This window comes from Chryseobacterium sp. B21-037 (genome assembly GCF_028570785.1).
GTDB classification, from domain to species: Bacteria; Bacteroidota; Bacteroidia; order Flavobacteriales; family Weeksellaceae; genus Chryseobacterium; species Chryseobacterium proteolyticum.
On the sequence record NZ_JALGCB010000001.1, the window covers coordinates 604957 to 619311 of the forward strand.

The 14355-nt window shown below is 38.7% G+C and carries 12 protein-coding genes; 7 read left to right on the top strand and 5 right to left on the bottom strand.

Annotated elements, in window-relative coordinates; genetic code table 11:
• Positions 1 to 14 precede the first annotated feature (14 nt).
• Positions 15 to 1466 (top strand): SusD/RagB family nutrient-binding outer membrane lipoprotein, encoded by a 1452-nt coding sequence (locus tag MTQ00_RS02735; protein WP_273647640.1) that lies wholly within the window; start codon positions 15 to 17, stop codon positions 1464 to 1466.
• Between the two features lie 106 nt (positions 1467 to 1572).
• Here MTQ00_RS02735 and MTQ00_RS02740 read toward each other — a convergent pair whose 3' ends face one another.
• The 3 genes from MTQ00_RS02740 to MTQ00_RS02750 all read right to left on the bottom strand — a co-directional run bounded on the left by MTQ00_RS02740 (position 1573) and on the right by MTQ00_RS02750 (position 3891).
• The gene (locus tag MTQ00_RS02740; protein ID WP_172278012.1) at positions 1573 to 1968 is read right to left on the bottom strand and encodes a VOC family protein; all 396 of its coding nucleotides are present in this window, start codon (positions 1966 to 1968) and stop codon (positions 1573 to 1575) included.
• 72 nt (positions 1969 to 2040) lie between these two features.
• Positions 2041 to 2892, bottom strand: a complete 852-nt coding sequence (locus tag MTQ00_RS02745) for a helix-turn-helix domain-containing protein (RefSeq protein WP_273647641.1) — start codon at positions 2890 to 2892, stop codon at positions 2041 to 2043.
• An 18-nt stretch (positions 2893 to 2910) separates the two neighbouring features.
• Entirely contained in the window at positions 2911 to 3891 is a 981-nt protein-coding gene (locus MTQ00_RS02750) for an amidohydrolase family protein (RefSeq protein WP_273647642.1), read from the bottom strand.
• Positions 3892 to 4105: 214 nt separating this feature from the next.
• Here MTQ00_RS02750 and MTQ00_RS02755 point away from each other — a divergent pair, with 214 nt between their 5' ends.
• Complete coding sequence (locus MTQ00_RS02755; RefSeq protein ID WP_273647643.1) at positions 4106 to 4690, top strand: Crp/Fnr family transcriptional regulator; 585 nt, start codon at positions 4106 to 4108, stop codon at positions 4688 to 4690.
• A gap of 62 nt (positions 4691 to 4752) precedes the next feature.
• Positions 4753 to 5379, top strand: a complete 627-nt coding sequence (locus tag MTQ00_RS02760; protein ID WP_273647644.1) for an FMN-dependent NADH-azoreductase — start codon at positions 4753 to 4755, stop codon at positions 5377 to 5379.
• Positions 5380 to 5420: 41 nt separating this feature from the next.
• Here MTQ00_RS02760 and MTQ00_RS02765 read toward each other — a convergent pair whose 3' ends face one another.
• Complete coding sequence (locus MTQ00_RS02765; protein WP_273647645.1) at positions 5421 to 6737, bottom strand: sensor histidine kinase; 1317 nt, start codon at positions 6735 to 6737, stop codon at positions 5421 to 5423.
• Between the two features lie 58 nt (positions 6738 to 6795).
• The gene (locus MTQ00_RS02770) at positions 6796 to 8139 is read right to left on the bottom strand and encodes a sigma-54-dependent transcriptional regulator (RefSeq protein WP_273647646.1); all 1344 of its coding nucleotides are present in this window, start codon (positions 8137 to 8139) and stop codon (positions 6796 to 6798) included.
• A 198-nt stretch (positions 8140 to 8337) separates the two neighbouring features.
• On the opposite strand from MTQ00_RS02770, the gene MTQ00_RS02775 reads away from it, so the two are divergent.
• The 4 genes from MTQ00_RS02775 (at position 8338) to MTQ00_RS02790 (ending at position 14274) form a co-directional block, all read left to right on the top strand.
• Entirely contained in the window at positions 8338 to 9579 is a 1242-nt protein-coding gene (locus MTQ00_RS02775; RefSeq protein ID WP_273647647.1) for an efflux RND transporter periplasmic adaptor subunit, read from the top strand.
• 132 nt (positions 9580 to 9711) lie between these two features.
• Complete coding sequence (locus tag MTQ00_RS02780) at positions 9712 to 10434, top strand: ABC transporter ATP-binding protein (RefSeq protein ID WP_273647648.1); 723 nt, start codon at positions 9712 to 9714, stop codon at positions 10432 to 10434.
• Positions 10435 to 10508: 74 nt separating this feature from the next.
• Positions 10509 to 12926 (top strand): ABC transporter permease, encoded by a 2418-nt coding sequence (locus MTQ00_RS02785; RefSeq protein ID WP_273647649.1) that lies wholly within the window; start codon positions 10509 to 10511, stop codon positions 12924 to 12926.
• 49 nt (positions 12927 to 12975) lie between these two features.
• Positions 12976 to 14274 (top strand): TolC family protein, encoded by a 1299-nt coding sequence (locus MTQ00_RS02790; RefSeq protein WP_172278031.1) that lies wholly within the window; start codon positions 12976 to 12978, stop codon positions 14272 to 14274.
• Positions 14275 to 14355: the final 81 nt, after the last annotated feature.

Below are 14355 nucleotides of genomic sequence, written 5' to 3' on the forward strand. Positions count from 1 at the left end.
AAAATACGATAGAAATGAAAGTAGCTAAAATATATATAGTGTTGCTGACTGCTTTAATAGGACTTACGGGCTGCAGGGTAGATGATTTCCATGATGATCCCAACCGCCCTAAAAGTGTAGATGCGGAAAACATCCTTCCGGGAATCGAAGTGAATGCATTCAGTACGATTAAGGCGGAAGCAGCTCTTGCATCTAGACAACTTACCTATATCAACGGAGTTAATGCGCAGCAGTATTACAACTGGCAAAGAGGATCATTTGGTGTTTATGACAACATCAAGCAGGTGGAAAAGATGGTGGAGGAAGCCAATAAAAAAGGAGGAAAGGAATATATTGCACTGGCCCGCTTCTTTAAATCCTATTATTTTATCTCCTTAACCGAGACATTTGGTGATATTCCTTATAGTGAGGCGATAAACACGGCTAATTTTTATCCGAAATATGATGACCAGAAAAGCATTTATAAAAACGTCCTTAATGAACTGGCATTAGCCAATACCGAGCTTTCCAATCTGAATACTCCAATCCGTGGGGACATTATCTATAATGGAGATTTGCTTAAGTGGAGAAAACTAATCAATTCCTACAGATTAAGGATCTTAATGGATCTTTCTAAAAAAGCGGATGATCCGGATCTGAATGTAAAACAGACTTTTGCCAATATTATCAATAATCCGGCCCAAAATCCTGTGATGGAATCCAGCAATGACAGTGGTGCATTACCGTTTTATAATCTTGTAAATAACCGGTATCCGTTTTTTAATAGTAATGATCTGCAGACGGCCTATTATATGGAGCAAAGTTTTGTAGATAAACTCAGGACTTCCAAAGATCCAAGGTTATTTAAAATGGCTGAAAAGAAAACAAGTACAGTTGGGACAAGTCCTTCAGATCCGTTTAGCTTTTATGACGGATTATATGGAAGTGGGGATCTGGGGCAGAATTCTACCAAAGCATCTAATGGTCTGGCATCAAGAATTAATCCGAGATATTTTAATGATCCGATCAATGAGCCTTCTTTATTAATGGGATATGCTGAACTCCAATTTGTTTTAGCCGAAGCGGCCGTAAGAGGCTGGATCAATGCAAACGCAAATACATACTACCTGAATGCCATTAATGCATCCATGACTTTCTATAAAATAAGTCCTACAGATGTAGCAGCTTATCTGGCTCAGCCAACCATTAATCTGCAGCCTGGAAAAGAGATCGAACAGATCATGGATCAGAAGCATACGGCCTTGTTTTTTAATACGGGATGGCAAATATTCTATGATCAGAGAAGAACAGGTTTTCCTCACTTCAATACTGATGGTCCCGGAATTCTGAACAACGGCAAGATTCCTAAAAGATGGATGTATCCTTCTTCTGAAATCAATAATAACAATACCAATCTTAACAATGCCATCACCAAGCAGTATCCGGCTGGTGATAATATTAATGAGACCATGTGGCTGATTAAGTAAGCCGTACTGAATTTACACATCGGATCAATAAAAAACTCCTGCTTCGAAGAAGCAGGAGTTTGCTGTTAGTTAGAAAATGAAGGATATGATGATTCAATATAAATTTTTAGCTGAACTTTTTAATTGCTTCCGGAGAAACAGGTGTGAAAAAATTGATCAGATTTCCGTCCGGATCACAGAATAAAAGTGACCGGTTACCCCACGGCATGGTGGTGGGCTCCTGGACAATTTCGCTTGTAATTCCTTTAATTCTCTCATATTCATCGTCTACATTGTCGACAATAAATTCTATGATGCTGCTTTTGCTTCCGGTAGATGCTGTGAGGTTTTCACTGAAGAGCGTCATGGTGCGTGTGCTTCCTATAGCTAAAGTGATAGAACTTGTAGAGAGCTCTGCAAAATCTTCTGTATACCATTGAGCTGTCAGTCCCATTGCATTCTCATAAAACTGCACGGATTGCTTAATGTCCTTTGTGATAATTCTTAATGATGTTAATTTCATGTTTGTTGAATTTAATAATATCCTGGAACAAAAGTAAGCTCAGGTTGTGACAAGAGTATGTCAGTAGAAAAATTAATCTCTGAATTTTTTACGGAAATTAAGGGCTGTCATTCCCGTTTCTTTAGAGAAAAAGCGTGAAAAATAGGAATGATCTTCGAAACCCAGGTCATTTGCAATCTGTTTTACATTGAGGTCACTGAAGTATAAAAGCCGTTTAGCTTCAAGAATTATATTGTACCTGATCCAGAATGAAACAGGGGAACCCGTATATTTTTTCAGGCATTCATTCAGGTATGACTCTGAAATATGGAGCATTTTTGCGTAATCAGAAGGACTTTTATATTTCCTGATATGTTTGTTAAGAAGATTTTTGAATTGAAAGGACAGTTCAGCGGTTCTTGAATTGGCATCAGAATTCTCCCGGATACGAACAACATCTGCTGCCATTTCAAAAAAGGAACGCAGTAATGAGTAAGCTATATTTAAATTGAGTTTATCCCCGGAAGAATGATCTGTTTTTCTATGTAAAATACTCAATAGCTGATCCATATCTTCCGCATCTTCCGGACGAAGATCAATAGGTTCCTGAAAGCCCAGCCAGCTTTCAAAAGTATTCCGGCATGATGGGTCCACCAATGAAGGATCTACAGCGATATACCATCCTTCAGCTTTTCTCGACTGAATCCGGTAATGAACCTGTTCCGGTAAAATGTAGTACAGCTGTTTTTCACGGATAATTTTATTTTCAAAGTCTACAATTGTGGATCCGGAGCCTTTCAGCATCATAAAAAATATATAATGATCGTCACGGTGCGCCCCAAGATCTCTGGAATGCTTCCGACTGATCTGCTCAGGGCCAAATCGTGAAATTAAAAAGCTATGATCAGTTTTTTCCTGTAATTGATGGATGGGAATATTTTGCATAGAGAATGTAATCAATTATTAAAGTCCCAGGATGCGGTCTGCATTTCCATGGGCAATCTTTGCGATCTGTTCAGCTGGAAGATTTATGCCGTGTAAGAAATCAATACCCATCTGATTATCACTAAAAGGATAATCTACCGATAGAATAATATGATCTATGCCTATCGTATCCAATGCTATTTGCAAAGGAGGTTGGGTGAAGAAACCACTCGTTGTTATATAAAGCTGCTCTCTGAATGTATCAGCCATTGTTCTTTGATTACGGCCTCCATTACCCGGCTGAAAAGCCTTATTGGACCTGTCCCACATGATCGGCAACATTTCGCCCATATGTCCTATGATTATTTTCAGTTTGGGATAATCATCAAAAACTCCGGCTATCAGAAGTCGCAGTACATGAATAGCTGTTTCTGAGTGCCATCCCCATCCCCAGCAGGCAAGAGCATCAAAAGAACCGGAGGTTGTGCCTATATTGCTGTAGTAAGCATCCATGACAGGTTTTGGTGGGATTCCGGGGTGTATATATAGGGGGACTCCTAACTTTTCAGCTCTTTCAAAAACAGGTGCAAATTTAGGAGCGTCCAGGAATTCTCCACAGGTAAGTCCGCGGATCATAGCACCGCGGAAACCATAAGTCTTTACGGTGCGTTCAAGCTCATCAGCCGCAGCAGAGGGAGCCACCATCGGAAGATGGGCAAATGCCGCAAACCTGTCAGGATGATCTTTTATTCTCTCCGCCAGCAAATCATTATACTGCGAAGCAAATGCAGGAGCAGATGACTGATCCAGTAAATTGACATCGGTATTTTCTACAGAAAGGACCTGCATGGATATACCCGATTGATCCATCGATTCCAATCGTTGTCCGGAAATATCCGACAACATAGGCATCAGCCTCATTGCCGGACCCGATGGCTGCTTTTTATCCGTTATACCTTCAGGAAGAAAGTGGGACATTTCAGGAAAGGACACGTGTTCCTCTATTGTTACTATTCTCATTGTAAAAGGATTTTATTGCCACAAAAATAGAATACTAAAGGTACGCAATCAATGAAGAACTTACAGGGATGATAGCACAATTCGCGGTAATTTTTTTCCTGGGATAAATGAAATGGAGAGTGCTCATGTATTAACTCATTACCTGATCTTTTATAAACCATGAATAGATTGGAATATTCTGTACATTTGTTGATCATCTCATTAAAGATCGCTTATGAAGGAAAACCCTTTACTGAAAAATATTTCCAGATATGTTACTTTAACAGAGGAAGAGACTGAAATTTTTGAGAGTTTCTGGACAGAGAAAATTTTGGAAAAGGGAGATTATCTTTTGAGAAACGGGGATGTCTGCCGGTATGATAATTATGTGGTTTCAGGTCTCCTGAAAGCATTTTATATCAATTCCGAGAATGGTAATGAAGAAATTCTTTATTTCTCTATTGACGATTGGTGGGCCAGTGATATCGATAGCTTTTCTAAACAGAAAACTTCTATTTACAATATCCAGGCTCTTGAAAAAACCAAGGTCTTACAGATCAATTACCATTCATTTCAAAATCTGTTGCGGGCTATTCCACAACTTGAGCGTTATTTCCGGCTTATCCTTGAAAGTTACCTGGGAGTCCTGCAAAAGAGACTGATCTACCATAATGTATATGATGCAGAATACAGGTATTTTGATTTTCTTGAAAGATATCCTGATATCGCTTCCAGGGTTCCGCAGTATCTGATTGCTTCCTATCTGGGAGTGTCGGCAGAATTTATTAGCAGACTGCGAAAAAAAAATAAATCCTCTTGAACTAGGTCAATTTTTCTCTCTTTTATAATCTGGAATTTTGCTTCATTATAATAACGAAGCATATGAAAAAAGTATTGATCATCAACGCAAGCGTAAGAAATGAAAGATCACACAGCCGAAAACTGTCAAAGCTTTTTGCAGACAACTGGACATCAAAATATCCTCAGGATATATTTACCTACAGGGAAGTAGGAACAGAGGTGATTCCCGGAATTGATGAATCCTGGATTGCCGGGGCGTTTACCAAGCCTGCAGACAGGACAGAAGCAGATTATAAAGCCTTGGAGCTGAGTGATAAACTGGTGGATGAACTGAAAGAACATGATATTTATGTCATTGCCACACCAATGTATAATTGGTCGCTTCCCAGTGGTTTGAAAGCCTATATCGACCAGGTGATGAGATTCAATAAAACCTGGAAATTCCGATCAGGAGTTCCTGATGGGGATTATGTAGGCTTACTTGAAAATAAAAAGATATTTATACTGTCCAGCAGGGGAGATACAGGCTATGGAGCAGGAGAGAAAAATGCTCATATGAATTTTCAGACCACGTATCTGGAGTTTATATTCGGGATTATGGGAGTAAAAGATATAACCCTTTTTTCTCTGGACAATGAAGAGTTCGGCGGAGAGATATTTGAAAAGTCCAAAAGGCAAATCTTTGAGCAGATAAGCCTGGTTGAATAAAGCAGAGTATTTTAGGTTTTCCAATTACAATTGAAAAGCAGTTATACTAAAAACCATAATTCAAAACTGCTGCCCTCATTCAGTGCCTGGTAATTGAGATACCCTCCATGCGCTTCCATTATACTTTTGGTAAGTGTGAGCCCGATTCCGGAACCACTGGCTCTGGTTGTAAAGAAAGGAAGGAAGATCTTGTCTTTAATTTCAGGAGTAATGCCCGATCCGTTGTCGGTAATAGCGATAATGATGCGGTTATTTTGAGATCGGACAGTGGTTGTGATGATTTTATTTGGTTTTTCAGAAACGGCAAATATCGCATTGAGATACAAATTGATAAGACTGCGTTCTATCATTTTCTCATCCGCCAGAACCCTAAAATCTTCAATTTCGCGGACGATTGAAATATTTTGCTTTTCAAATTCCGGTTTCAGGAAATTTAATGCAGATTCTACTATTTTTTTCAGGGAAACAGAAGCCAGAACGGGTTTGGGTAATTCTGCAACCTGGCGGTAATCATCAACAAAGCTTAGCAACTGTTTTGATTTGGAATTAATGATCATCAGGCTTTCTTTCATTTCCTGCTGGTCTTCTTTATCTACGGTTTCCTGATTACTGATGTATTCCAGGCTTTGGATCAGGCTGTTTACGGGGGTCAGTGTATTGAGGAGTTCGTGTGAAATCACCTTCATCAGGTTATTCCATGCGAGTTTCTCTTTTTGTTCTATGATCTTCTGAACGGATTCCAGGGTGATGATGTAAAAACGGTGTTGCGGATTTTTTACCTGTTTTGTTCTTAATGAAAAGGACTGCTTGGAATTTCCACGAATAGAAATATCAAAAAATTCCTGAGAATTGCTGTATCCTGTATCCTCAATAATTTTAAAAAATTCAGGAGCTTTAGATGCATACAGGCTCCAGTTGTTGTATCTTGGAACCTGGAGGCTTGTAAGAAAAGCTTCATTCACATAAAATACTTCCCAGTTTTTATTTTCCTCGGAAAGGATCATGAGTCCTGTTTCCATCTGGTCCAGAATACTTTCGTACAGAAGCTTATAAGACGATAGGGAAAATTGTTCTTCTTTGCTCTGGTAGTACAAACGGATGCTGCTATCCAAAAGCGCTGTTCCTTCCTCTTTGGGAAATAATGAAAAATCTTTTTTTCTGATAGAAGATATAATCTTCTCTGTTTTTGAAGCTAAAGCAATCTGCGATTGGTTGATCAAAATAACAAAGAGCACCATTATTCCGGCAAAAAGACTCGCATTAAACCATTTTTCCTGTAAAAAAAAATGATAGGTAGCAATTCCGCTCATGATTGCCAGAAAGTGGTAAAGCAACCACCAATATTTATATTTATTCATAATTTTAATACATTGTCTAAAATCTACTTTCTAACCTCTAATTTCTACCATCTACCACTCATATCCCAAATTTCTCCATTCTCCTGTAAAGTGCAGCCCGGGAAAGACCTAAATCTTCGGCTGCCAGAGAAATATTCCCGGTATGTTTTTTCAATGCCTTTTTGATCAGTACTTCTTCCATTTCCTCGATATTAAGATTGATAATGGTTTGCTCTTGCTCCTCCGGCTGAGGCATCAGCAATTGGAGATGATGATCGGTGGACAGGATAACACTTCTTTCAAGACAATGATCCAGCTCCCGGATATTTCCCGGCCAGGAATAATTGATAAGGGTAAGCATTAAACCTTCCGTAAGTTCCAGGTTCGGTTTATGGTATTTCTGTTTATAGCGGTCCAGAAAATACTGAGCCAGAAGACCTATATCTTCCTGTCTTTCCCTTAAAGCAGGGATATGAATTTCCACGGTATTGATACGGTAGTAAAGATCCTGGCGAAAGCGATTTTCAGCTACCGCTTTTTTAAGGTTTTCATTAGTGGCAAAAATAAAACGGACATCCAGTAAGCGTTCCTTGGTTTCACCTAATCTCGACAATTTCCGGTTCTGAATAAGGCTTAATAATTTTGTCTGCAACTGTAGAGGTAGATTTCCGATCTCGTCAAGAAAAACTGTTCCATTTTGTGCATTTTCTATTTTTCCGGCGTAATCCTGGTGGGCATCAGTAAATGCTCCTTTTTTATAACCGAATAATTCTGATTCAAAAAGGCTTTCGGAAATACTTCCAAGATCAATATGCACAAAAGGCTGATTTTTTCTCTCCGATTGTTCATGAATAGACTCGGCAAGGACATATTTTCCCGTCCCGTTTTCTCCCAGAAGCAGAACATTGGCATCCGTAGGGGCTACTTTTTCGATTTGTTCTAAGACTTCCTGCATTTTCGGAGAATGACTATAAAGCTGATACTGATGGTTTTTCTGATTTATATTTTCCCACTGACTCAGCTTTTTATTTTTTCTGGAAATATCTACAGCGAGATTCACAGAGGCATAGAGCTTTTCATTATTCCACGGCTTCAGGATGAAATCCGACGCACCGTTTTTTAAAGCTTCAACCGCAAGTTCTACTTCGCCGTAAGCGGTCATAAGAATAATGGGAAGCTGAGGTTCAAGTGTTTTGATCTCCTTCATCCAGTACAAACCATCCTGGCCGCTTTCAAAACCTTTTCTGAAGTTCATATCCAGTACTACTGTATCAACCTGGTTTTCAGTCATGAATTTCATGATCTGTACGGGCTTACTAAGACAGCTGACCTCTGTGAAAAATTTTTTAAGCCAGACTCTTGCAGAAAACAAAATGTCTTCGTCGTCATCTACAATGAGAATGTGCGCTTCTTTTTTTCGCATATCGGTATTTGTTGATTGTATTAAAACTCATTCTTTTTCTATTAAAAATGTTCATTATCGGACAAAAAGTGTCCGATAATGAACACCTGATCAACTCCTCTTATTAATATTATTTCAGATTATCAGACACTTATAAAAGTATAATTTTCTGGCATCTGTGTTGTGTAATTTACTGTAACAAAAAGAGTTATCTTTATTATGGATACGAAAATAGTAAAAAAGAAATCGAAATTAAAATTTGTTTTAGGGGGATTGGGAGCTATAGCTGTTTTGTCGCTTTCCGGGATGTATTTCAGCAGCCAGAAAAAGACGTATAATGTTTCGGCAGAAGATATCCAGACCGATAAGGTTACGAGAGGGAAATTTGAAGATATGCTGATGGTGAATGCACAGACACAATCGCTTAAATCTTCATTTGTAAATGTTCTGGAAGGAGGAGCGGTTAAGGAAATATTTGCTGAAGACGGTCAGATGGTCACAAAAGGTCAGCCGATAGCAAGAGTCTACAATCCGAATACCGAATTCAGCTATATGAATCAGGAAACAGGGATCATGCAGCAGATCAGCCAGATGAGGAGTACACTTCTGGAACTGAAAAATCAGGAGCTGGCCCAGGATAAGGAATTGCTGCAGGCACAGAATGATTATAATACAGCCCTACAGAATTTTAACCTTCAAAAACGTCTCTATGATGCAGAGATCGGGAAGAAAACAGATTATGACATCAGTGTGCAGAATCTTACGTACCAGAAACAAAGGAAATCAATTGTAGAAAAAGGCTATTCCAGTGAAAAAAATTCCAGAAGCGCTCAAATGTCGGCAATTAATACATCGATAAACCAGATGGATAAAAGCTTACAAATCCTACATTCTAACAAAAATAATTTCCTGATCATGGCTCCGGCTTCCGGAAGACTTTCATCTTTCACAATATCGGTAGGTGAGAACCTTACGAATGGCCAAAGCATTGGAAAAATAGATCTGATGGACGGCTATAAGCTGGTAGCTAAAGTAGATGAATATTACATCAACAAACTGCAAAACGGAATTAAGGGAGTTCTGGATAATAACGGACAGGAAGATGAGGTGGTGATTACCAAAATACTTCCTGAAGTAAAAGACGGGCAGTTTTCAGCAGAGCTTAATTTCACGGACAAAAAGCCTGAAAACCTCAAAATAGGGATGACATTCGGAGTAAAACTAAAACTTTCGGCAGATACACAGAGTACCATGATTCCAAAAGGGAATTTTTATAAAGATACCAATGGGAAATGGGTGTTTGTGGTTAAAGGAAATAAAGCCGAACGGAGAAACGTAAGCCTGGGTAGGGAAAACCCTTTATATTATGAAGTGAAATCGGGGCTTCATGAAGGAGAAACGGTAATCATATCAGATTATGCGGATCTTAAAAAATATGAGATACTCACCATAAAAAAGTAAAAATATGAATACTTTTAATTCATATTGTTACAGAGATGAAGCCGATTCAGCAATTTAGGTAAAAGCTTCTCTAATGAACCTGATATCAGGGATTTATCAACAATACATAATACAATTAAATATCAAATTATCATGATCAATATTCATAACCTTTCAAAAATTTATATATCAGAAGATGTTCAGACCCATGCATTAAATAAGGTAAGCCTGGGCATTAAAGAAGGAGAATTCCTTGCTGTAATGGGACCTTCAGGCTGTGGAAAATCTACTTTTCTCAATATTCTCGGACTTCTGGATTCTGCTTCAGCCGGTTCCTATCAGTTTTCAGGAGTGGAAATGGTGGGACTTAGCGAAAAAGGTAAATCGGATGTCCGTAAAAAGAATATAGGTTTCATTTTTCAGAATTTTAATCTGATAGATGAGCTTACCGTCTATGAAAATATTGAACTGCCCTTGATCTATAATGGGGTTTCCTCCTCAGAAAGAAAAAAGAAGGTGGAAGAAATTATGGAAAAGATAAATATCAGCCACCGGGCCAAACATTATCCCCAACAGCTTTCGGGAGGGCAGCAGCAAAGAGCAGCCGTAGCCAGGGCTCTTGTCACTAAGCCCAAACTGATCCTTGCCGATGAGCCTACGGGGAATCTGGACAGTTCTAATGGAAACGAAGTGATGAATCTGTTGGCAGAACTTCACAGAGAAGGCTCTACCATTGTTATGGTAACACACTCTTCCTATGATGCCGGATACGCTTCCCGAATCATCACCATGAAAGACGGAGAGATTTTTAATGAGGAACATGCTTCTCAGAGAAAAGATGTATTCGCTAAGGCGGATGCTAAAGAATTCGGATAAATCAAAATCCTTCAGTGTACCCATGAAGATCATGGAAATGATCTGTACCATTCATTATTAATAACAACAGAATTATGTTCAAGAACTGGCTTAAAATTGCTTTCGTCAATTATAAAAAAAATGCGCTGTCCACCATTATCAATATATTTGGACTTACGATAGGGCTTACAGGATTTATGCTGATCCTGATGCATTGGAATGATGAGGAATCCTATGAAAAATGGAATCCTAAAAAAGATGATATCTATGCCTTTCAAACCTATTCTAAGGCAGAGAACTCTTACCGTAGCAGTATTTCTTATCCTATGGCATTCAATGCCCTTAAGAAAATTCCCGAAGTTCAGGATTACGTTCTTTTCTTTGGTACCGGAATCGGTAATAAAATGACTACAAAATACCATACAGCATTTCAGCAGGACGGTCTTCTGGCATCTGAAAGCTTCTTTCATTTTTTTCCTTTTAAGATTATTTCAGGAGGAGCAAAAGATGCTTTAAAAACAGAAACCTCTATTGCTATTTCCAAACAGACGGCTATCAGGCTGTTCGGAAAGACAAATGTTGCGGGGGAATCTGTAAAGATTGAAAATAAAGACTATATCGTTACCGCGGTATACGAACTTCCGGAAGGAAATACGCAGATAAAACCGGAGTTTATCATTAATCCTGTGGAACAGTTCAGAAGTGACCGTGACCACTGGAATGACTATCGTTATGCATGTTTCTTCATGTTAAAAAAGGGAGTGGATCCGTCGGTTTTCAGTGAGAAATTTAAAAGAGACATCATTGAAGTAAGGGCAGCGGTAGACGCAAAAGATTCTGGAATCAGTACCCAGCAATTTCTCGAAAAATATGGCCCCAACACCGTTTTACTGACTCCACTTGATAAGATAAAACTCCATGCGAAATCTTCCCCGCTGGCTGCAGGAGATTTTAAAACTGTGCTGATCTTGTTTATTTTATCTGTACTGATCGTTGTTTTATCTGCTATTAATTTTATTAACCTAAAAACAGCAGAAGCATCTCAAAGAGGCAAAGAAGTAGGAGTGAGAAAGGCAATCGGAGGAACAAGGTCTTCACTGATGAGACAATTTCTTTTAGAGACTTTTATAATTTGCATGGTATCCTATTTTATTTCTCTGGTCCTTACGGAACTCCTGCTTCCGAGCTTTAATAAGTTTTTTGATAAAGAAATAAAGCTGAATGACTGGCATGTCTTTCTTTATTCCCTGATCATGGTACTTTTGGTTACTTTGCTGTCAGGACTTATTCCTGCTTTTTATCTCTCCAGCTTTAAAGCTATTGAAACACTGAAAGGGAATTTTTCACGAAGTAAGCACGGGATATGGTTAAGAAACGGAATTCTTACCCTTCAGTTGATGATCTCTTCGTTTTTTATCATCGGTGGGCTTATTGTAAACAGTCAGGTAAAATATATGATGAACAAAGATCTTGGTTTTAATGGAAAGCAAATCATGCTGATAACCTTCAATGAAAACGATCCTAAACCGTGGCTGAAGTATGAGCTTCTGAAGTCCGAAATTTCTAAAATTGATGGAGTAGAAGCGGTTTCCTTTGGAGATGCAGTTGCGGGGAGTAGCAGGAAGAAAAGTGCTAATATCGATTATATGCAGGAGACTATTAATACAAACTACAGCTCCATGGATTACAACTACCTGCAGTTTATGGAAGTGAAATTGTTAAAAGGACGCTGGCTAAACCCTAATCTCGCCTCAGATACAATTAACAGTCTGATCGTAAATGAAGCATTTGTTAAAAAGTTTGGCTGGACCGATGAGGAAGCTTTGGCGCGAAATTTAAATCCGGGATTCGATGACAATAAAAAATATAGGATTGTTGGGATCGTTAAAGATTTTAATCTTAAAAGTTTAAAATTTAAAGTAGAGCCCATTGCATTTTTCCATTACAAAGAAACTGCCGCAAACAGGTATGCTCTGCAAAGTATCCAGGTAAAGGTAAAACCTGATGATATTGAAGGAACAGTAAACAAGGTAAAAAAATACTGGGAAAACTCAGCTGAGCCGGGATATCCGTTCCAATACTATTTTGTAAATCAAAAATTTGCGAAAACCTTTGTACAGTATCAGAAACAGCAGACCTTATTTACTATTCTCAATGCCATGGTGCTTATGGTGGCTCTGCTTGGGCTTTTTGCTCTCTCTTCCCTGATGATCGAACAAAAGCTAAAAGAAGTAGCGATCAGGAAAACTTTAGGTGCGTCTGACCGTATTTTGGTCTTCGGACTGACCAGACAGTTTCTTTGGATTGCCATAATTGCAGTATTGATCAGTGTACCTATATGTTACTACCTGATGAACGAATGGCTGAAAGACTTTGCTTACAGAATTGATATGCCGTTATGGCCATTTATCGTCAGTTTCTGTGTATTGCTTGCATTGACATTTGCCGTGGTAAGTATAAAAGCGTACAAAGCTACAAAAGTCAATCTTGTAAAGTACCTTAAATATGAATAAGTAGCGCAATCATACTATATTTTTAATCTACTTAAATCAGAACGAACTCATGAAAAATTTCATTTTCATATTTTTTATCAGCCTGTATCCGGGGCAGCAAACCTGGAACCTGCAACAGTGCCTGGATTATGCATCTACGCATCATCCGTCAATAAAACAGGCCGCTGTTGCCGTAGAAAAGAATGACAGGCTGATCACCGGATCAAAAGGAATGCTCCTGCCAACAATAGAAGCAGGGGTAAACCACACGTATAGTTTCGGATCTTCAATCAACCAGTCCAGTAATCAGCGTGAAGCTCTTAATACACAATACGATCAATTCAACGCAAGGGCGGATTGGGAACTGTTCAACTGGAAAAATTTCCTGAATATCTCTCTTTCTAAATTGAATAAAGAAACCAGTACCTACAAGCTTGCGCAGGCTAAAAATGAAGTAAAGCTGAATGTTATACAGATGTTCTTCACGTATCAGAACAGCAAAAGCTGGCTGGAAGTGCTGGAAACCCAGATCTCAGGCATTGAAGAGCAGATTAAACGGACTGAAAAGGAGGTGGAGATTGGCAACAGGCCCAAAAGCGATATCTATGATATAAAAGCCAATTTAGGAACTTTACAGGAGCAATGGGTATCCGCCAAGAACCAGCGTGACCTGTCAAGGATTAACCTTCTCAATGCTATGGCGGTAACACAAGATTCGATAGATTTTGTTATGGATAATGAGAATCCTCTTTCAGAAAGTGAATTTCAGGATCCCGACTTTACAAAAAGGCTTTTAGAAAAGAATCCGGCTTACCAGTCGGTGATGGCGGAGATCAATGCACAGAAAAAAAAGGAAGAGGTAGCAAGAGCCGGATATTGGCCAACTTTGAACGGAACCTATAGCTGGTCAACTTTTTATAATAAGGTTTTGGGAAAAGATAATGCGTCGACCCTTAGTTTTTCTGATCAGTTCGGACAAAATAAGAATCAATCCCTTAGTTTCGGCCTCAGTATTCCCGTTTTCAATAAACTTCAGGTAAAAACAAATGTTGAGATCGCAAAACTGAATGCTATCAATTCCAACTATGACAAAGAACTGGTAATTAATAATCTCACACAAACCATCAATTCCATAAAAGCCCAGTTTCTGAATGCACAGGAAAAATACCATCTTCTGGATCTCAATTTTGAAAATCAGAAACTGTCATTTCAGAAATCGGAAGAAAAATACAAAGAGGGTTTAATGGATGCCTATACCTTCTTCGTTGTAAGGAACGGTTGGCTCCAGGCCAATTATAATCTCATCAGCAGTAAGAATGATCTTATTCAGCAGACTGAATTATTAAAAGTGCTGGAATCCGGTTTATAAAAACGGTTCAGCAGAAAAATAAAAACATATTTAACACTGATTATATTGAAGGCTATCCCGGATTTTCGGAATAGCCTTTTT

Bases quoted from the DNA above. Each gene is read 5' to 3' on its own strand.
- MTQ00_RS02735 (WP_273647640.1), top strand. From the start codon at position 15: ATGAAAGTAGCTAAAATATATATAGTGTTGCTGACTGCTTTAATAGGA.
- MTQ00_RS02740 (WP_172278012.1), bottom strand. From the start codon at position 1,968: ATGAAATTAACATCATTAAGAATTATCACAAAGGACATTAAGCAATCC.
- MTQ00_RS02745 (WP_273647641.1), bottom strand. From the start codon at position 2,892: ATGCAAAATATTCCCATCCATCAATTACAGGAAAAAACTGATCATAGC.
- MTQ00_RS02750 (WP_273647642.1), bottom strand. From the start codon at position 3,891: ATGAGAATAGTAACAATAGAGGAACACGTGTCCTTTCCTGAAATGTCC.
- MTQ00_RS02755 (WP_273647643.1), top strand. From the start codon at position 4,106: ATGAAGGAAAACCCTTTACTGAAAAATATTTCCAGATATGTTACTTTA.
- MTQ00_RS02760 (WP_273647644.1), top strand. From the start codon at position 4,753: ATGAAAAAAGTATTGATCATCAACGCAAGCGTAAGAAATGAAAGATCA.
- MTQ00_RS02765 (WP_273647645.1), bottom strand. From the start codon at position 6,737: ATGAATAAATATAAATATTGGTGGTTGCTTTACCACTTTCTGGCAATC.
- MTQ00_RS02770 (WP_273647646.1), bottom strand. From the start codon at position 8,139: ATGCGAAAAAAAGAAGCGCACATTCTCATTGTAGATGACGACGAAGAC.
- MTQ00_RS02775 (WP_273647647.1), top strand. From the start codon at position 8,338: ATGGATACGAAAATAGTAAAAAAGAAATCGAAATTAAAATTTGTTTTA.
- MTQ00_RS02780 (WP_273647648.1), top strand. From the start codon at position 9,712: ATGATCAATATTCATAACCTTTCAAAAATTTATATATCAGAAGATGTT.
- MTQ00_RS02785 (WP_273647649.1), top strand. From the start codon at position 10,509: ATGTTCAAGAACTGGCTTAAAATTGCTTTCGTCAATTATAAAAAAAAT.
- MTQ00_RS02790 (WP_172278031.1), top strand. From the start codon at position 12,976: ATGAAAAATTTCATTTTCATATTTTTTATCAGCCTGTATCCGGGGCAG.